The 17,651-nt window shown below is 63.7% G+C and carries 19 protein-coding genes and 4 tRNA genes; 18 read left to right on the forward strand and 5 right to left on the reverse strand.

The features are described 5' to 3' along the window. Positions 1-115: 115 nt before the first annotated feature. Together CH305_RS14545 and htpX are read left to right on the forward strand one after the other, a co-directional pair. Positions 116-1,135, forward strand: a complete 1,020-nt coding sequence (locus CH305_RS14545; protein WP_032380443.1) for a polyprenyl synthetase family protein — start codon at positions 116-118, stop codon at positions 1,133-1,135. 86 nt (positions 1,136-1,221) lie between these two features. Next, on the forward strand, positions 1,222-2,091 hold the full coding sequence (htpX, locus tag CH305_RS14550; RefSeq protein ID WP_032401921.1) for a zinc metalloprotease HtpX: 870 nt from the start codon (positions 1,222-1,224) through the stop codon (positions 2,089-2,091). 87 nt (positions 2,092-2,178) lie between these two features. Here htpX and CH305_RS14555 read toward each other — a convergent pair whose 3' ends face one another. Beyond that, positions 2,179-2,679, reverse strand: coding sequence for a YajQ family cyclic di-GMP-binding protein (locus CH305_RS14555; protein ID WP_032401922.1), 501 nt, complete (start codon positions 2,677-2,679; stop codon positions 2,179-2,181). Positions 2,680-2,855: 176 nt separating this feature from the next. Here CH305_RS14555 and CH305_RS14560 point away from each other — a divergent pair. The 11 genes from CH305_RS14560 to rplA all read left to right on the forward strand — a co-directional run bounded on the left by CH305_RS14560 (position 2,856) and on the right by rplA (position 7,554). Continuing rightward, a tRNA-Tyr gene (locus tag CH305_RS14560) sits at positions 2,856-2,938 on the forward strand. Positions 2,939-3,085: 147 nt separating this feature from the next. Then, positions 3,086-3,158 (forward strand) — tRNA-Thr (locus tag CH305_RS14565). Positions 3,159-3,220: 62 nt separating this feature from the next. Continuing rightward, positions 3,221-3,293, forward strand: a tRNA-Met gene (locus tag CH305_RS14570). Positions 3,294-3,374: 81 nt separating this feature from the next. Further along, complete coding sequence (gene rpmG / locus CH305_RS14575) at positions 3,375-3,542, forward strand: 50S ribosomal protein L33 (protein WP_027498281.1); 168 nt, start codon at positions 3,375-3,377, stop codon at positions 3,540-3,542. A 139-nt stretch (positions 3,543-3,681) separates the two neighbouring features. Next, a complete protein-coding gene (gene hadA, locus CH305_RS14580) occupies positions 3,682-4,194 on the forward strand; it encodes a (3R)-hydroxyacyl-ACP dehydratase subunit HadA (protein ID WP_052058666.1) in 513 nt (170 codons plus the stop codon). Then, positions 4,181-4,606: a (3R)-hydroxyacyl-ACP dehydratase subunit HadB gene (hadB, locus tag CH305_RS14585; RefSeq protein WP_032380446.1), complete on the forward strand. Its 426-nt coding sequence runs from the start codon at positions 4,181-4,183 to the stop codon at positions 4,604-4,606. Before hadA ends, hadB begins: the two co-directional genes overlap by 14 nt. Before the next feature lie 187 nt (positions 4,607-4,793). Further along, positions 4,794-4,866, forward strand: a tRNA-Trp gene (locus CH305_RS14590). Positions 4,867-4,896: 30 nt separating this feature from the next. Beyond that, on the forward strand, positions 4,897-5,361 hold the full coding sequence (gene secE, locus CH305_RS14595; protein WP_037153882.1) for a preprotein translocase subunit SecE: 465 nt from the start codon (positions 4,897-4,899) through the stop codon (positions 5,359-5,361). Between the two features lie 60 nt (positions 5,362-5,421). After that, positions 5,422-6,246, forward strand: a complete 825-nt coding sequence (nusG, locus tag CH305_RS14600; RefSeq protein ID WP_032401923.1) for a transcription termination/antitermination protein NusG — start codon at positions 5,422-5,424, stop codon at positions 6,244-6,246. A 64-nt stretch (positions 6,247-6,310) separates the two neighbouring features. Further along, positions 6,311-6,745: a 50S ribosomal protein L11 gene (rplK, locus tag CH305_RS14605; RefSeq protein WP_008713829.1), complete on the forward strand. Its 435-nt coding sequence runs from the start codon at positions 6,311-6,313 to the stop codon at positions 6,743-6,745. An 89-nt stretch (positions 6,746-6,834) separates the two neighbouring features. Then, the gene (gene rplA, locus CH305_RS14610) at positions 6,835-7,554 is read left to right on the forward strand and encodes a 50S ribosomal protein L1 (RefSeq protein WP_027498276.1); all 720 of its coding nucleotides are present in this window, start codon (positions 6,835-6,837) and stop codon (positions 7,552-7,554) included. Between the two features lie 70 nt (positions 7,555-7,624). On the opposite strand, the gene CH305_RS14615 is transcribed toward rplA, so the two are convergent. After that, positions 7,625-8,536 carry an alpha/beta fold hydrolase gene (locus CH305_RS14615; protein ID WP_032380448.1) on the reverse strand — a complete coding sequence of 304 codons (912 nt, stop codon included), beginning with the start codon at positions 8,534-8,536 and terminating at the stop codon, positions 7,625-7,627. 10 nt (positions 8,537-8,546) lie between these two features. After that, positions 8,547-10,493, reverse strand: coding sequence for a CocE/NonD family hydrolase (locus CH305_RS14620; RefSeq protein ID WP_094704055.1), 1,947 nt, complete (start codon positions 10,491-10,493; stop codon positions 8,547-8,549). Between the two features lie 237 nt (positions 10,494-10,730). On the opposite strand from CH305_RS14620, the gene CH305_RS14625 reads away from it, so the two are divergent. Genes CH305_RS14625 through CH305_RS14645 form a run of 5 tightly spaced genes read left to right on the forward strand, consistent with a single transcriptional unit; the run spans position 10,731 to position 16,308 of the window. Continuing rightward, positions 10,731-11,969, forward strand: a complete 1,239-nt coding sequence (locus CH305_RS14625; protein ID WP_094704056.1) for an SDR family oxidoreductase — start codon at positions 10,731-10,733, stop codon at positions 11,967-11,969. Position 11,970: 1 nt separating this feature from the next. Beyond that, positions 11,971-12,168: a hypothetical protein gene (locus CH305_RS14630; RefSeq protein ID WP_032380451.1), complete on the forward strand. Its 198-nt coding sequence runs from the start codon at positions 11,971-11,973 to the stop codon at positions 12,166-12,168. Beyond that, positions 12,168-12,908 (forward strand): phosphatidylserine decarboxylase, encoded by a 741-nt coding sequence (locus tag CH305_RS14635; RefSeq protein WP_094704057.1) that lies wholly within the window; start codon positions 12,168-12,170, stop codon positions 12,906-12,908. Before CH305_RS14630 ends, CH305_RS14635 begins: the two co-directional genes overlap by 1 nt. Further along, positions 12,905-14,065 carry a hypothetical protein gene (locus CH305_RS14640; protein WP_094704058.1) on the forward strand — a complete coding sequence of 387 codons (1,161 nt, stop codon included), beginning with the start codon at positions 12,905-12,907 and terminating at the stop codon, positions 14,063-14,065. The genes CH305_RS14635 and CH305_RS14640 overlap by 4 nt, the downstream gene beginning before the upstream one ends. Beyond that, positions 14,062-16,308 (forward strand): MMPL family transporter, encoded by a 2,247-nt coding sequence (locus CH305_RS14645; RefSeq protein ID WP_094704059.1) that lies wholly within the window; start codon positions 14,062-14,064, stop codon positions 16,306-16,308. The genes CH305_RS14640 and CH305_RS14645 overlap by 4 nt, the downstream gene beginning before the upstream one ends. Here CH305_RS14645 and CH305_RS14650 read toward each other — a convergent pair. Both CH305_RS14650 and CH305_RS14655 read right to left on the reverse strand, forming a co-directional pair. Further along, positions 16,290-17,024 carry a hypothetical protein gene (locus CH305_RS14650; protein ID WP_094704060.1) on the reverse strand — a complete coding sequence of 245 codons (735 nt, stop codon included), beginning with the start codon at positions 17,022-17,024 and terminating at the stop codon, positions 16,290-16,292. The two genes, CH305_RS14645 and CH305_RS14650, sit on opposite strands and share 19 nt — an antisense overlap. Beyond that, on the reverse strand, positions 17,021-17,554 hold the full coding sequence (locus CH305_RS14655) for an RNA polymerase sigma factor (RefSeq protein WP_256983760.1): 534 nt from the start codon (positions 17,552-17,554) through the stop codon (positions 17,021-17,023). The genes CH305_RS14650 and CH305_RS14655 overlap by 4 nt, the downstream gene beginning before the upstream one ends. Positions 17,555-17,651 lie beyond the last annotated feature (97 nt).

Genomic DNA, 17,651 nt, shown 5'->3' on the forward strand with positions numbered 1-17,651 from the left:
TGGTCGGTGACACCGTCGCACCGGTGTGCACGCTAGGTTCACTACGGTAGAAGGCGAGCAGCGGCGCTTGAGCTGCTCCCGCCGGCACGTCGACGACAGGACAGGGACCAACATCGTGAGTACAGACGACGCTGCCGTAGCAACGGTCGTTGCCGGAGTCGACCTGGGTGACCCGGAGCTCGCGCGATCCGTCGCCGACGGCCTCGCACGCGTCGAAGAGCTGATGATCAGCGAACTCTCCGATGGAGAAGAGTTCCTGACCGAGGCCGCGCTGCACCTGGCCAAGGCCGGCGGAAAGCGATTCCGGCCCCTGTTCACGGTGCTCACCGGCCAGCTGGGACCGTCACCGACAGACCCCGCGATCGTCACCGCCGCCACGGTCGTCGAACTGGTTCATCTCGCGACGCTCTATCACGACGACGTCATGGACGAGGCGTCGATGCGCCGCGGTGCGGAGAGCGCGAACTCACGCTGGGGCAACAGTGTGGCGATTCTCGCGGGCGACTACCTGTTCGCGCATGCGTCGCGGCTGGTGTCCACACTCGGTCCCGACGCCGTCCGCATCATTGCCGAGACCTTCGCCGAACTCGTCACCGGGCAGATGCGCGAGACGATCGGAGCCAAGGGCACCGAGGATCCCGTCGCGCACTACCTGAAGGTCGTGTGGGAGAAGACCGGATCGCTGATCGCGTCGTGCGGACGCTTCGGCGGAACGTTCAGTGGCGGCGACGCCGAGCACGTGGGACGCCTCGAGCGCCTCGGTGACGCCGTCGGCACCGCCTTCCAGATCTCCGACGACATCATCGACATCTCCTCGGCCACCGAGCAGTCCGGCAAGACCCCCGGCACCGATCTGAGGGAGGGCGTACACACTCTCCCGGTGCTCTTCGCGCTGCGCGAGGAGGGTGCGGACGGCGACCGGCTGCGCGAGATCCTGGCCGGCCCGGTCACCGAGGACGCCTTGGTCACCGAGGCCCTCGAGCTGTTGCAGCGCTCGCCGGGAATGGTCTCGGCCAAGAAGACGCTCGGTGAATACGCAGCTCGGGCCCACGCAGAGCTCGCGCAGCTGCCGCAGGGGCCGGCCAACGATGCACTCGGCCGGTTGGTGAACTACACCGTCGAACGCGTGGGCTGACGACCTGGGCAAGGCCCGGGAACCGCAGCTCGGGGTCTTTTCGTTGAAACGGGTAGTAACACCCGGTACGAGGAGGCACTTCGGACATGAACGGTTATGCGAACGGCGCGAAGACTTTCGGCCTGCTGGTCGGAATGTCTGCACTCATCGTCTTCATCGGATCGCTGTTCGGTAACGCGACCATTCTGGTCGGCTCGATCGTCTTGGCCGTCGGCGTCAACGGCTATGCGTATTTCAACAGCGCGAAGATGGCCTTGCGGTCGATGCATGCGGTGCCGGTGACCGAGATCGAGCAGCCGGCGATGTATCGGATCGTGCGCGAGTTGGCGACGGCCGCTCATCAGCCGATGCCCGCGTTGTACGTGAGCCCGACCAACAATCCCAACGCTTTCGCCACCGGGCGAAACCCGCGCAACGCGGCCGTGTGCTGCACCGAGGGCATTCTGCGGATCCTCGACGAGCGGGAACTACGCGCGGTGCTCGGCCACGAGCTGTCGCACGTCTACAACCGAGACATCCTGATCTCGTCGGTTGCCGGTGCGATGGCGTCGGTCATCTCGGGTCTGGCGAACCTGGCCTTCTTCGCCAACGTCTTCGGCGGACGCGGCAACGGGGGAGCGAACCCGCTCGCGCTGCTGCTGGTGTCGATGCTGGGGCCCATTGCGGCCAGCCTGGTTCGCCTGGCGGTCTCTCGCTCGCGTGAGTACCAGGCCGACCAGTCCGGCGCCGAGCTGACCGGCGATCCTCTGGCGCTGGCGTCGGCGCTCCGCAAGCTCGAGCAGGGTGTGCAGCTGGCCCCGCTGCCGCCCGAGCCGCGGCTGGCGGCGGAGTCACATCTGATGATCGCCAATCCGTTCCGGATCGGTGACAAGGCGGGTGCGCTCTTCGCCACCCACCCGCCGATGGCCGACCGCATCGAGCGACTCGAACGGATGGCCGGCCACCGGCCGTATTGAGCGGCTGCGCCGCATGTGAGCGAAACTTCGACCCCTGCTACGAAGGCCGGAGTGGAGCCTGCGGAACGACTCAGGTGAGAAGCCGCTCTATCGGTAGTTGACGAACTGCAGTGCGATTCCGAAATCCTCGTTCTTGAGCAACTGCTGGATGGCCTGCAGGTCGTCGCGCTTCTTGCTGCTCACGCGCAGCTCGTCGCCCTGGATCTGCGCTTTGACGCCCTTGGGACCGTCGTCGCGGATCTTCTTCGAGATCTTCTTGGCGTTCTCGGTGGTGATGCCCTGTACGAGCTTGCCGGTGACCTTGTAGACCTTGCCCGACGCGGCAGGATCGTTGGTCTCGAAGGCCTTGAGCGAGACGTCGCGTCGAATCAGTTTCTCCTTGAACACGTCCAGGGCAGCTTTGACCTTCTCCTCGGATTCGGACGTGATGACGATGGTCTCGGACTCGCCGCTGCCGGACCATTCGATGCTGGTGTCGGATCCGCGAAAGTCGAACCGGGTCGCCAGCTCCTTCGCGGCCTGTCCCAGAGCGTTGTCCACTTCCTGGCGGTCGACTTTGCTCACTACGTCGAAGGACGAATCAGCCACTTCTCACACTCTCCAGTCGAATCGAAATATTTGATGTGGCGAGGGGGTCGGCTCACATCCTGCAGGGACTTTATCGGCCCGCTACCGACCGTATCCACCCGGTTTGCGTTCCGGGGGGACGTTCGTTGTATTCTTCTCACCGCGCCGAAGAGCAGTACGAGCTTCGATCGCAGCACGGCAGATTGCCCGAGCGGCCAATGGGAGCGGACTGTAAATCCGTCGGCTTATGCCTACGTAGGTTCGAATCCTACATCTGCCACACCTGGAACCCCGGCGAGTGTTTCTCTCGCTGGGGTTTCCATGTGAAGAGGACAAGGATGGGTCGCTGACCACGCAATTTGGTACTGGGCGCTCGGAATGTGTAACCTCTTGAAGGCTTCAGCGCACGGCAACGTGAACTGATCCCGCCCCCTTAGCTCAGTCGGTAGAGCGTTTCCATGGTAAGGAAAAGGTCAACGGTTCGATTCCGTTAGGGGGCTCGCTGGATTGGATTGCTCGACGTCGCGTTCCTCACGTGGGATGGTAGACGATGAGCACCTGAGGCGGTGTAGCTCAGTTGGTAGAGCAAACGACTCATAATCGTTGCGTCGCCGGTTCAAGTCCGGTCACCGCTACACAGTAGGCAAGCACGACCAGTAGCACCCATGAACAGTCCTGATTGACCCAGATCAGATTTACCCGAAAGTAGGCGTCCAGTGGCCTCCTCCACCGATGTGCGGCCCAAGATCACCTTGGCCTGCGAGGTTTGCAAGCACCGCAACTACATCACCAAGAAGAACCGTCGGAACGATCCCGACCGTATCGAGCTGAAGAAGTTCTGCTCCAACTGCGGAACGCACCGGGCTCACCGCGAATCTCGCTAGATTGCACGGCTCGCTGGTTCGCAGTTCCGATCTCTAATCGGCGCCCGGCGTTAGGTCGCATTTTCTTCCCCTAACGGCTCTTGCGTCCAGGGAAGAAAAGGTCTCCACCGTGTCACAAGCTCCACATGACGTCCCGACCATGGATGCGTCCGCACACGCGGCGTCCATGGTCGGTTCTCATTTCCGCGTCGACGACTTCTACGAGGTCGGCCGCGAGAAGATTCGTGAGTATGCGCGTGCCGTCCAAGATTCTCATCCCGCGCACCACGACGAGGACGCAGCGAAGGGCCTCGGTTACGACGGTCTCCTCGCGCCCTTGACCTTCGTTTCGCTGCTCGGCATCATGTCGCAGACCCGGATGTTGCAAGAGGTCATCACCGGTTACGACCCCAGCCAGATTCTGCAGACCGATCAGCGGCTGGAATTCCATCGACCGCTCCAGGTCGGTGACCGGATCTTCTGCGACGTGTATCTCGAATCGTTCCGGCAGATGAGCGGCAGCGACATCATGACCACCAAGAACATCATCACCGACCAGAATGGCGACCTCGTGCAGACCACGTGGACGACCATTGTGGCTCGTACCGGTGGCGAGATCGACGAGAACATCGCTCACGCGGTCAAGGAAGTGATCAGGCATGGCGCTTCGTAGCTTCGACGACGTCTCGGTCGGCGACGACCTGCCCGAGCGGATCGTGTCTCTGACCCGCGGCGACCTGGTGAACTATGCCGGTGTGTCCGGCGATCCCAACCCGATCCACTGGAGCGACGAAGTAGTCGAGATGGCCGGACTGGACAACGTGATCGCGCACGGCATGCTCACGATGGGTCTCGGCGCAGGCTTCGTCACATCGTGGCTCGGCGATCCGGGTGCGGTCATCGAGTACAACGTGCGCTTCTCCACCCCGGTATACGTCTCGGCAGATTCCGCAGCGAAGGTCGAGTTCACCGGCAAGATCAAATCGATGGACGCCGACGCGCGAACTGCGACCGTTGCCATCGTCGCGAAGTCCGCGGGCAAGAAGATTTTCGGGCGAGCGACCGCAACGGTACGTTTGGCCTGAGCATGTCGATCCGGCTGAGGCAGTTCGTGGCCGGGACGACGGGATTTATCTGTTCCGAAGGGTGTGCAGTACACTGAGATTTCTGGGGTAATCCGGCGCTCTGCGCTGCCCGCGTCCTCTTCCTGAGGGTGCGTGGGTCTTCGCGTGAGTCGGATGGACACCAGAGCGGCCGAGAAGTTTCGGCCGAAGGGGCGTAGCTCAATTGGTAGAGCAACGGTCTCCAAAACCGTAGGTTGCAGGTTCAAGTCCTGTCGCCCCTGCCCAAGGTGTCAGCAACTGAGAGGAACGACGTGAGCGAGGAGCGCGGTAAGCGCGACGGTCGATCGGGGGAGTTCGAGGACTCTTCGACCCCAGACGACGTCGTACCTGGCTCCGAGGGCCGTCTCTCCGATGCTGATACGTCCGCCGGTGAAACCGCTGCAGATGCAGTAGTGCCCACCGGTAAACGATCGTCGAGCAGGTCACGCAGCAGTGCCGCGGTGTCGGTGACGAAGGCTCCCACCACGCCGGCGAAAGCCAAGTCCGGCAAGGGACGTTCGGGCAAGACCAAGGCGGACAAGCGTCCCAACGTTTTTCTTCGGCTGCTGCAGTTCTTCCGCGAGGTCGTTGCCGAGCTGCGCAAGGTCATCTGGCCGAACAAGAAGCAGATGGTCACGTACACCACCGTCGTGCTCGTCTTCCTGGCGTTCATGGTCGCGTACATCAGCGGTCTCGACGTGTTGTTCCTCAAGGGCGTCGGCTGGCTGTTCGGCTGACCGACACGGCTGACTTTTCGACGATCGAACCGAGCAGGAAACTAGAGAAAGGGTGCTGACGTGAGCACGCCGCACAACGACGCCACCGAAGTGGCCGCATTCGACGCCGATGTCGAGGCGACCAAGCAGGGCCTCGAAGCGGAGCAGGCCGCTCAGGACCGCGAGACCGACGAAGCAATCAAGGCCGACGTCGCAGCAGCGACCGGCGAGGAAGTTGCCGTCGACGGTGCCGACGCGGCCGATGCCGACGTCACTGCCGAACCCGAGGATCCCGTTGCCGAGATGAAGGCGGCTCTGCGCCGCGCTCCCGGCGACTGGTACGTCATCCACTCGTACGCCGGATACGAGAACAAGGTCAAGGCCAACCTCGAGACCCGTGTGCAGAACCTCGACGTCGGCGACTACATCTTCCAGGTGGAAGTTCCCACCGAAGAGGTCACCGAGATCAAGAACGGTCAGCGCAAGCAGGTCAACCGTAAGGTTCTGCCCGGCTACATCCTGGTCCGCATGGAACTCAACGACGAGTCCTGGGGCGCGGTGCGCAACACCCCCGGTGTCACCGGATTCGTCGGCGCGACGTCGCGTCCGTCACCGTTGACCATCAACGAGGTCGTCAAGTTCCTCATGCCGCAGGAAGGCGCCAAGAAGGACGCGAAAGCGACCGCGGGCGCAAGCGACCAGAGTGGCGACACCACGTCGAAGCCGACCATCGAGGTCGACTTCGAGGTCGGCGAGTCGGTCACCGTCATGGACGGCCCGTTCGCGACCCTCCCCGCCAGCATCAGCGAGGTCAACGCAGAGCAGCAGAAGCTCAAGGTGTTGGTATCGATCTTCGGCCGTGAAACCCCGGTCGAGCTCGGCTTCACCCAGGTCTCCAAGATCTAGAAGCCGCGCGCACAGACTTGCAGTAGCAACCGCAAGAAACCCGAGCGAATACAAGGAAAAAGAAATGCCCCCGAAGAAGAAGAAGCTAGCCGGGATCATCAAGCTTCAGATCCAGGCCGGTGCCGCCAACCCGGCACCGCCCGTCGGCCCCGCATTGGGCCAGCACGGCGTCAACATCATGGAGTTCTGCAAGGCGTACAACGCCGCGACGGAGTCGCAGCGCGGCAACGTCGTGCCGGTCGAGATCTCGGTCTACGAAGACCGCACGTTCGACTTCAAGCTCAAGACTCCTCCCGCTGCCAAGCTGCTGCTCAAGGCTGCAGGCGTGGCAAAGGGCTCCGGCGAGCCGCACAAGACCAAGGTCGCCAAGGTGACCATGGATCAGGTGCGCGAGATCGCCAAGACCAAGCAGGAAGACCTCAACGCCAACGACATCGATCAGGCCGCGAAGATCATCGCCGGCACTGCTCGCTCGATGGGCATCACGGTCGAAGGCTGATTTTCAGCCCTCAGCAGTACCAGCAATACACGTGGGAGAGCCGGCCAGGCTCGTCAACCACACTGAACTCGAACGAAGGACAGCAAGACATGGCAAAGCGCAGCAAGGCCTACCTCGAGCAGGCCGCAAAGATCGACCAGGACAACCTCTACTCGCCTCTCGAAGCCGCAAAGCTGGCCAAGGAGACCGCGTCGAGCAAGTTCGACCCCACCGTCGAGGTTGCAGTGCGACTCGGCGTCGATCCCCGCAAGGCGGATCAGATGGTGCGCGGCACCGTCAACCTTCCCCACGGCACCGGCAAGACCGCTCGGGTTATTGTTTTCGCCGCTGGTGAGAAGGCCGCAGAGGCCGAGGCAGCAGGAGCCGACGTCGTCGGAGCAGAAGATCTGATCGAGCGCATCCAGGGCGGATTCCTGGACTTCGACGCTGCGATCGCCACCCCTGATCAGATGGCCAAGGTCGGCCGCATCGCCCGTGTCCTCGGACCGCGTGGCCTGATGCCGAACCCGAAGACGGGCACGGTCACCAACGACGTGACCAAGGCTGTCAACGACATCAAGGGCGGCAAGATCAACTTCCGCGTCGACAAGCAGGCCAACCTGCACTTCGTCATCGGCAAGGCCTCGTTCGACGAGACCAAGCTGGTGGAGAACTACGGCGCAGCGCTGGACGAGATCCTGCGTGCGAAGCCGTCGTCGGCCAAGGGTCGTTACGTCAAGAAGGTCACCGTTTCGACCACCACCGGACCCGGCGTCCAGGTCGATCCGAACCGTACGCGCAACCTCCTCGAGGACGACGCGAACGCGTAATTCGACAGCTCCGAACCAAGGCCGGTCTCCCTGTGGGAGGCCGGCCTTGGTCGTATGTCTCGCCGAAGATCTAGGCCGCGTTCGCGCGAGCGAAGTTGGCCAGGATGATGCCGCTGATGCGGTCGAGCAACGCTGCCGGTAGATCGTGGGCCATGCCGTCGATCAGCGTCAGTTCGGCACCTGGGACGGCGCGGGCGATGGCCTTGCCGCAGGACGGTCGGACCAGTCTGTCGGCGGTGCCGTGGATGACGGTGGTCGGTGCGGTGATCTTCTTCGCGTAGGGCCGCAAACTTCCGGTGCCGGTGATCGCAGCCATCTGACGTACGACGCCCGACGGGTTGTAGTTGCGCTCGTACATCACCTGCGCGATCTCCAATTGCTCCTCGAGTGGAGTGCGGAATCCGGGAGAGCCGATGGTGGACAGCGTCTTCGCCGAATGCGCGATGATCTGTTCTTTCGTGGCGTCCTTCCCGACGCCACCGAGCAGGGGTAGCAGAGCGCGTGGGTCCGGCGGAGGCAGGAACGGCTCGTTGGTGCTCGAGAAGAGAATGCCAACCGATTCGGTTCGTTCGGGGTAGCTACCGGCGAAGACCTGAGTGATCATCCCGCCCATCGACGCACCGACGACGTGCACGGTGTCGATGCCGAGGTGATCGAGTACTCCGACGGCGTCGGAGGCCATGTCGACGATCGTGTACGGGACGTCCGAGGACATCCCGAGCTCGTGTCGGATCATCCGAAGGATCTGGGATCCCCGCACCTTCTGCCCGGTCATCTTCGTGGACAGTCCGATGTCGCGGTTGTCGATCCGGATCACTCGGTATCCTGCATCGACGAGGCGGGTACAGAAATCCATGGGCCACAACGTCAATTGGGCGGACAGGCCCATGATGAGCAGGACCGCGGGATCCTCGACGGAACCCATGTCCTCGTACGCGATCTCGACGGAGTTCGCCGGCGCGATGCCTTGTTCGATTCTCATGATGTCGTTCCTACCAGCCCGGCTCGCCGAGTATCGGCACCACCAGGTAGCTCGGACTCTCCGGGTCGATGCTGATGTCCTGTTTGCGCAGCCGCGTACGCAGTAGGTCCGGCAAGATCGGGATGAACCGTGGTGTGTCGGTGGCGAATACGTCGACTCGCAGTCGGTGCCGCGTCGCGATGACGGCCTCGGTGGTGAGGATGTCGATGTCGAGAACTATGGGTTCGCCGACGGGCACCGGAAGTAGCGCCGCCTCGGTGAGCGGGTGGTACGGCCGGGTGTAGTCGCCGTTCGGGGCGAACAGCGAACGCTCGTCGTCCACGGCCCGGCGCGAGGCGAGAAGTGCGCCGTTGCTGAGCACCGTCGAAGTCCCGTCCGGAGCGACGTCGCAGATCATGATGGCCCACAACTCTTCCCGAGCGTGGCAGACCACGCGTAGATGCAGGTTCATCGGACCGGACACGACGGCGTCCGACTCGGCCGGACCGGTGGTGAAGGTGACGGCGGCACCTTCGGCGAATCGGTTGTCGTAGGTGAATCCACCACCCAACACGGCCGTCACGCCGGCGAGCACCTGCGTGGTGTCACGCGAGACGACGGCCCGCAACGAGGGCCGCACCGTCACGACGTCGCGGGCTGTGGCCGGTGCGGCGGTGAGGCTGCCGTCGGCGACGGCATGGGCTGCGGTGCCCGAGGGCGCAGCCGACAGGTACAGCCTCCGGGGCTGCGCCTGCGGAGCCGGAAAGCGCCCGTGCGCAGTCCAATTGCCGCCCTGTTGACGCAGCGTGACGGGACCGTAGTTTTCGATCCCGTTGTCGACGTCGCGCAGCCACTTGTCGAACCAGGCTCGCTCGAGCACATCGAGCCGTGGTGGAAATCCGGGCTCGCCGAACCCGATGCCGGGGTTGCCGTGGTACCCGTCGCCGACGAGCAATTGCTTCGATCCACGTTCGAGTGGGAGCCTGTTGTAGATGTCGGGAGCGGATCCACCGAAGATGTCGTGCCAGCAGCCGTACAGGAAGGTCGGTACCGAGATGTCCTCGATGACGGCATCGATGGTGTCGTAGTACTCGTTGTCGTAGATTCGCGGATCCCGGCCTGTGACAAAGCCTTTGGCCAGATCGAACAGATTGGTGGCGGGGGATCGAGCGCGATCGCGGAGCCAGGTGAACGTATCGACTCCGCCGATGGCCGGTGCCCATTTCAACCCGTTGACGGCGGCGAGCCACAGCGGGATGAACGCCGAGGTGGACCCTCCGGTGGCGAAGATTTCACGCACGATGTCCACCGAGCCCTCGACGGCGAAGATCGCGTCGAGCCCGGCGGGTTGCTTGGCCGCGGCCTGCAGGGCATTGATCGCGGAGTACGAGATCCCGGCCATTCCCACCCTGCCGTTGCACCAATACTGGCGTCGGGCCCACTCGATCACCTCGAGCGAGTCGAGTTGTTCCCTGGTGCCCAGCACGTCCCAGGTGCCCGAGGAACTACCGGTGCCGCGGACGTCGACGATCATCTGCACGTACCCGCTGCGCACCAGGTGGCGGTTGACCGAGAGCAGATCGGCCGCCCCGCCTGCAACCACTCGGGTGATTTCGGTGATGCCGTCGAATCTCGTTCCGGTGAGATCGAATGCGGCCGAGAAGGCTCTGATGGAACGGCCGAGAACAGGCGTCTCGAGGATCGTGTCGATTCCCTTGATCAGCAGTTTGTTGTAGGGCGTGAGGTTCAGGACGGTGGGAAAACTGCCCTCCACCGCCTGACCCGCGGCGTCCGCGGGGCGGATGACGTACGCACGCAGCGCCGTGCCGTCGCTCATCGGGATGCGAACGTTCGCCGAGATCGAGACCTTCGGAAAGCGCGGTTGCTCGCGCACTATTTCCGCCCACGCCGCTGCTGCGTCGCCGCCGCTGGGATCGCGCACGGGTTGCAGGAGGGGGTGGGGCTGCACGGCAGTCATGACAGTCGATTAGACCCTCGAACGACCCCATTTGTCCTGAGGAACACCGATCGGTCGTCATCAGCTCCAACAAAACGAGCGTCGTCCTGTGTTTTGTTGGGAACCCTCTCAACATAAGTTGAGCGACGTTATGGGGCGTACCAGACTTTTCCGGTCAGCGAGTCTCGAGCCCGCGGGATTGCTACGTTCTGCCGGTCCGAAGTGACATGGGACACCGATCGTTGCAGGGGAGCACGAATGCACGTAGAAGCACTGTTCGGAGACGGTTCGTTGCGTCCGGTCTGGCCGCACGTGGACGCACTGATCACCAATGAATGCCCGGGGCTTCGCTTCGGCGGAAAGTACGCGGACGTCGTTGCCCTGAGCAACGGTGATCCTACTGCGCTGCGGCCTTACATCGACGAGGAAACCCGCCGCCGGGTAGCGGCGATGGCACCCCCGGTCACCGAGACCGCGCTGGTGTTCGGTGCCAACGGCTTTCTCGGTGCACATCTGATCGGTCGACTGACGCGTGATGCTGCGGTGGAGGTCGTGTACGCCATGGTGCGCCCCACCGAGGTGGAGTCTGCTCTCGAGCGTCTTCAGCGCACGTTCGACCAGTACGAGATCGCGGTGAACACCGACAAGATTCGCATCGTCGAAGGCACCCCGACGGCATTCCGCTTCGGTCTCGACAAGGGTGCCTACTTCGATCTGGCAGCGGGAGTGGGGCAGATCTTCAACTGCGCCAGCTCGACCGACTACACCGAGAGTTATGCCGATCTGCGCGACGACTGGTTCGTCAGCGTGCTGCGCATTCTCGAATTCAGCATCACCTCCACGCGCAAGCACCTCACCTACGTGGGCAGCATCGGCGCTCACCTCTACCAGAAGCCCGAGGATTTCCGCCGCCCGGATTCGTGGTGGTACTCCGGCTACGCGCAGATGAAGTGGGTCAACGCAACGCTTCTCGGGTGGCTCTCGATGTCGGACACCTACTCCGTCACCCTGTGCGAGGCCCCCTACATTCTCGGCAGTACCGAACTCGGCCGTGATCCCGGACGGGTGTACAGCTTCTGGCGCATCATCGAACTGGCCATCGCCGCCGGTGCCATCTGGGACGGCCCGGGAATGAACTACGTTCCGGTGGACGTGATGTGCGACGTCATGGCCGGCAATGCGCTGCGCAGTCATCCTCTGACACGGCTACTGCCGAGCAACCCCACCGGCTACGGACACGACCTCTACGCCGAGCTGCTCGGACTCGACCTGGTGAGCTGGGACGAATTCAAAGAGCGCGTCAGTTCTCGAATTTCGCCTCGATTCGCCGAGACGATGCTGGCCGACAACATCGATCAGCTGATGCGCCTGGTGCACAAGCCCGAGGCCATTCTGCCTGTCGATCACGACATCTCGTGGTGCGATCACCGCCGACTCTTCGAGCTGTACTTCGAGAAGGCGCAGCTCAAGACGCTCACGCCCGCTGTCGCTCACTGACGTGGCGGACGGATTCGAGCCGACTTCGGTACGTCTGCGAGACGTGTCGATGCACCGCGAGGTGACCAATGGTGTTCTCTCGCTCGGCTTCTACGTCGTCTGCGGTCTCATCGGACTCCTGCCCGGCGCAGCGAGAACGAGGGCGGCCGACGCGTTCGTGGGCTGGTCGGAGAGCATCGACGAACAGCGGCACACCTGATGTCGGTCGCTCGATGGGTCGGCGGTATCGCTACGGTGACGGCTCTTCCGTTCGCGACGTTCGTCTACTGGCGCACGCGGTTCTTCTTTCGCGATCCGCATCGCGTACCTCCCGCCGATCCGCGGGCGGTGGTCGCTCCTGCAGACGGCTTCGTCACGTACGTGAAACGGGTGGAGGCAGGCAGTACCGCGTTCGCAGTCAAGAAGGGGCGAACCATTGCCCTCGACGAGATCGCCGGTGTCGCTGCAGCCGACAGCGGATATCTCATCGGCATCTACATGTCCGAATACTCGGTACACCGCAATCGAATTCCCATCTCGGGCACCGTCGGGATGCGCCGGCACCGGTCTGCGGCACCGTTCAACAAATCGATGGCCCGGGTCGGGGCCAATCTGTTGACGCGGCGAACTCCGTACGACGAGGGCTGCGACTATTTGCTCACCAACGAGCGTCTCACCGTTGCGGTCGAGCATGCGTCCGGAGCCGTGGTGACGGTGACGCAGATAGCCGACCTGTGGGTCAACCGCATCGTCGCGCACATCGCGGTAGGCGACACGGTCGAACGCGGCGAGCAGTACGGGATGATCAAATTCGGTTCTCAGTGCGACGTGTTCGTGCCGGACGCACTCGTCGAGAGCATCTCCGCCAGGCCGGGGCAGTACGTGTTCGCGGGGGAGTCCGTCGTAGCTCGCTCGCCGATTTCCGTGTCCGACACACCATCTCGTGAGAAGGAACGATGATCACCGTCGAACAGGTCGTATCAGGAAAAGACTGGAAAGAATTCGAGGCCGTCGCCGATCTGGTGTACCGGGGCGACCCGCACCGACTGCCCGACGAGCCGATGGATCTCGATCGCATTCTGATCTCGCCGCCCGCCGCCATCGCACGAACGCGAGACACGTGTGCCTTCGTCGCCCGTGAGGACGGCGTCGCTGTCGGACGGGTGGTGGCCATTCACGACAAGAGCTTCACCGAGTACACGGGTGAGTCGATCGGATTCTTCGGGTTCTACGAGGCGATCGACGACCACGAGATCGCGGCAGGCCTGCTCGATGCGGCAGCGGCATGGTTGTCCGCGCGCGGGTTGGCCACCGTATCCGGGCCGTTCGGGCCGTCGATGTTCTACAGCGCGGGCATCGTCGTCGACGAAGTACCCGTCCTGCCGCTGGTGGGAATGCCGCACAACCCGCTGTACTACGCCGCTCACTTCGAGAAGTGGGGTCTGGTGGGCATCAAGGACTTCTACAGCTACCTGTTCGACGATCCGTGCGTCATCTACAACCGTCCCGAATACGCCCGGCACATGCAGATTTTCGAGAAGATCAAGGCGCGGTCCGAGGTCACGTTCCGGTCGATGAAGTATCGGACGCTGCGCCGCGACGCACGCATCGTGCGGGACCTCTACAACAAGACGTTCGTGAACTTCTGGGGCTACTCGCCGCTGTCGTTCGTCGAACTGTTCGAGCTGTTGAAGATGATGTTGCCCGTCCTCGATCGCCGCCTCACTCTCTTGGCGGAGTTGAACGGCAAGCCCGTCGGATTCCTGGTGGGAATTCCGGACGTGAATCAGGCCGCGGCCAAGGCGGCGCACCTGAAGTCCAGGTGGTTGCGAGACCTCGTGACGCTCTGGCACGTCAAACGGCCCGGTCGAACCGACGTGATCGACGGGGTCCGTGTGGACATGTTGTTCGTCGATCCCGATTGCCCCGACCGAGCCGTGTCGTCGCTGCTCATCATGGAGATGTCGGTGCGGATGCGCGATCTCGGATTCACCAGGGTCGAGGCCGCGCCGGTACTCGACGACAGTCCCTGGATGAAAGGTTCGGTGCTCACTCGGATGGAGCAATCACCGCACCGGACCTACCGAATCTTCAGCCGCGAGCTCCCGCAGACATGACCGGGTCGGCAGTGCTGGAATCCAGCCGACGCCGGCGCAGTATCGGCGACCGTTGGGGCCGAACGGTCGCGCGACATCGGTGGGCGGTGCTGGCCGTCTGGTTGCTGCTCGCAGTGGGGTCCGCAATTCTGTATCCCGCGCTGCAGAACTCGTTGGTGGGAGCCAACTTCTCCGTACCCGGAACCGAGTCCAGCCGCGCCGACCGACTCGTCGAACAGCACTTCGCGTCGTTCGGGTCCGAACAGCTCGTCGTCACGTTCACCTCCGATACTGTCGACAGCCGGAACCCGGCCTTTCGCGAACGGGTAGGGGAGGTCGTCTCCTCGCTGCGGCAGTCACCGGATGTACTGCGTGTCGTCGATCCTTACGAGAGCGCCGGATTCGTCCCGACGATCTCCGCGGACGGGACGTCGGCGCTGGCGTTCGTCGGCGTCGGCGGCGATCCGCGTGATCGCATCGCCGTGGCCGAACGAATCCAGGAGCTGATCGGTGGCGCATCCCGCGACGGCATCGAGGTGGCGGTCACCGGCTACTCCCCGATGACGGTGGACCTGACGAAGGTCGAATCCGACGACGCCGTGCGCGCGGAAAGCATCGGACTGCCCCTCGCATTCGTGTTGCTGGTCCTGGCCCTGGGTTCGGTGGTCGCCGGCATCGTTCCGCTCGTCACCACCGGAATCGGAGTGCTGGCCGCCTTCGGAGTTTTTGCACTCCTGTCCAACGTCATGACATTCGATGTGCTGGTGACGACGGTGGCGTCGATGTTCGGGCTCGGCCTCGGTATCGACTACGCGCTGTTCATCGTCAGCCGATTCCGCGAGGAGATGGACCGAGCAGTTCCGGGTGAGCCCGATGGCCGTGCCCGCACGGACGCGGCCGTCGGGGCCGCGATGGGAACGGCCGGGCACACGATCGTCATCTCCGGCTTGGTGGTTCTCATCGCCCTCGGTGCGTTGGCCATTGTCGATGTCCCTGCGGTGCAGAGTATTTCGTTCGTCGTCGCTCTGACGGTGGCGTGTGTCGTCATCGTGGCGTGGACTCTGCTGCCCGCCATCCTGGCGGTCCTGGGTTCGAGAATCTCCGGATTGTCGCTCCCACAGCGGTTTCAACCACCGTCGGTCGGCGAACACGCTGCAGCCGTCCCTACGTGGTGGTCGCGATGGGCTCGGCACGTCATCGAACGGCCCTGGCGCTACACCGCCGTCACCGCGGCCGTCTTGTTCGCCTGCCTCGCACCGATCGGTTCCATTCAGTACGGCGTCGATCTCGGAGCCGACGCGCTGAGCGCCGAACCGAGTGGCAGAGCCAACGCGGTACTGACCGACAAGTTCGCTCCCGGCACCATCTCGCCCATCACCATCGTGTTCACCGGCGAGGACGACAGCCCGCTCGATCCGGTCCAGACGGCAACGGTGGCGTCGTTCGCCGACGACGTTCGCTCCGATGGTCGCGTCGAATACGCACTCGCCCAGCAGGACGGTGGTCGAACGCTGCTGATCGTAGTTCCGTCGGTGCCGATCGATTCGACCGACGCTTCCGACCTGGTCACGTCGATCAGATCGCAGGCGCTGCTGGCGGCGGAACGTGACGGGACGAACGTGTCCGTCGGTGGGACCACCGCGTTGGTGGTCGACGCTTCTGCGGAGATATCGAGCAAATTCCTCTGGGTCGTCGCCGCAGTCCTGGCCTTCTCTCTGGTGTATCTGGGCATCGTCTTCCGAAGCGTGGTGATTCCGGTGAAGGCAGTGGCCATGAACGTGCTGGTGACCGGCGCCGCGTTGGGAGCCACGGTGGCGGTGTTCCAGTGGGGGTGGGGTTCGTCGCTGCTCGGATTCGAGAGCCCGGGCTACATTCAGGTGTACCTGCCGGTCACCGTCTTCGCAGTCGTCTTCGGGCTCTCGATGGACTACGAGGTGTTCCTCATCGGACGCATGCGAGAAGTGTTCGTGCGCAACGACGTAACCGGCACCGACACCGACAGGGCCAACGACACTGCGATCGTCGACGGGCTGGAACACACTGCCCGGCCGATCACCGCGGCAGCCGCGATCATGATCGCGGTGTTCGCGAGCTTCCTCACCGCCGACGTACTCGAGCTGCAACAGTTCGGCTTCGCGCTCGCCGTGGCTGTGCTCTTCGATGCCGTGTTGGTTCGGATGATGATGGTGCCCGCGATGATGAAGCTGTTCGGCGCGCGAAACTGGTGGCCCGGTTCGCGGGATCGTCAGGTGGTCGGCAACTGAGCCGACGCCAGCACGGAGCCGTCGGAACTGCGGATCTCGATCTCGGTGACGTCGCCGCGAAGAACGGCTGCATTCATGCGGCACTCGATGGTGACGTCGCTACCGAGAAACGTGCCGGACGTCAGTTCGGTGCCCGACCGATCGACGAGAACGACCTCGTACGGGCCCCGATCGGAGATGCCGTCCATGTCGAGGACGGTCTCGGTGCCCCACGTGTGGGCGACGAGGCCGCCCTCGATGTCCACGTTCGGCACGCTCGTGATGAAGGCGACCTGCTCGTAGGCACCGAGGGTGCCCGGTGGGCCGGTGATCGCCGCAGACGGCTCCGCGGGTTTCGGTCGGAAGGCGTCGACGCCGAGTACGACGCCACTGCCGACCACCAGTCCCACCAGTGCGGCTGCAGCCACCAGAGCGGCAGACCTACGTCGCCCACCGAATCGCGGCGCGTCCTGTTCACGAGGTGACCGCCACGCCGAGTCGCCCGTCGTACCCGTAACTCGCTCGCGCAGGTCGGGCGACGTCGAAAATTCGAGCCACGGTCCGGTCGGACCGCGAGAACCGAGAGTCCCGGTCAGCGCGCGTAGTTCGGCGATGTCGGTGTCGACGGTGGGATCCGACGCTGCGAGCTCGCGCAGTTCTGCGGTCTCGGTGTCGTCGAGGTCGTCGGCGACGGCGGCGGCGATCAGCTCGGCTCGGCGATCGTCTCGGGCGTTCATGCTTCCTCCTGTCCGTCGAGATGGTCTCGGAGCGCCCTCAATGCGTAGAAGGCGCGGGTGCGCAGTGTTCGTACGGCCACTCCCGTCGACTCGGAGAGCTCCGCGTAGGTCGTTCCGGCCAGGTGCACGGCGACGACGACCTGTCGGTGGTCGGGAGAGAGCAGCGCCAGCGCAGCGATGATGCGTAGCCGCTCGTCGACGTCGGGGCTGGTGTCCCGCGAGATCGCAACCGATTGCCGATCGACGTCCTCGATCCGTTCCGACGCCGACTTGGGCATTCTGCGAAGCGACCGTTGGACGTCGACGATGACGTTGCGTTCGATGGCGAACAACCATGTGCGCAGCGATCCTCGACCTGGCTCGAAGCGGGATCGCGCTCGCCACGCGCGAAGGAACGTCTCCTGGACGCAATCCTCGGCGAGCGTTCGGTCGCGTAGTGCATTGACGGCGAAACCGAGCATGGCCGACGCGTGCTCGTCGTACGCGGCAGCGACGTCGAAGTCCAGTTCGATCACGCTCCCGATGCTCATGACAGTGACTACGTCGACGGACGCCCAGGTGTTCATATCCGGGACTGGGATATTTCTTTACCGAGCGTTGAACATCGTGGCATCGACGGTCGTACAC

Source organism: Rhodococcus sp. 15-649-2-2 (assembly GCF_002258645.1).
Taxonomy (GTDB): Bacteria; Actinomycetota; Actinomycetes; order Mycobacteriales; family Mycobacteriaceae; genus Rhodococcoides.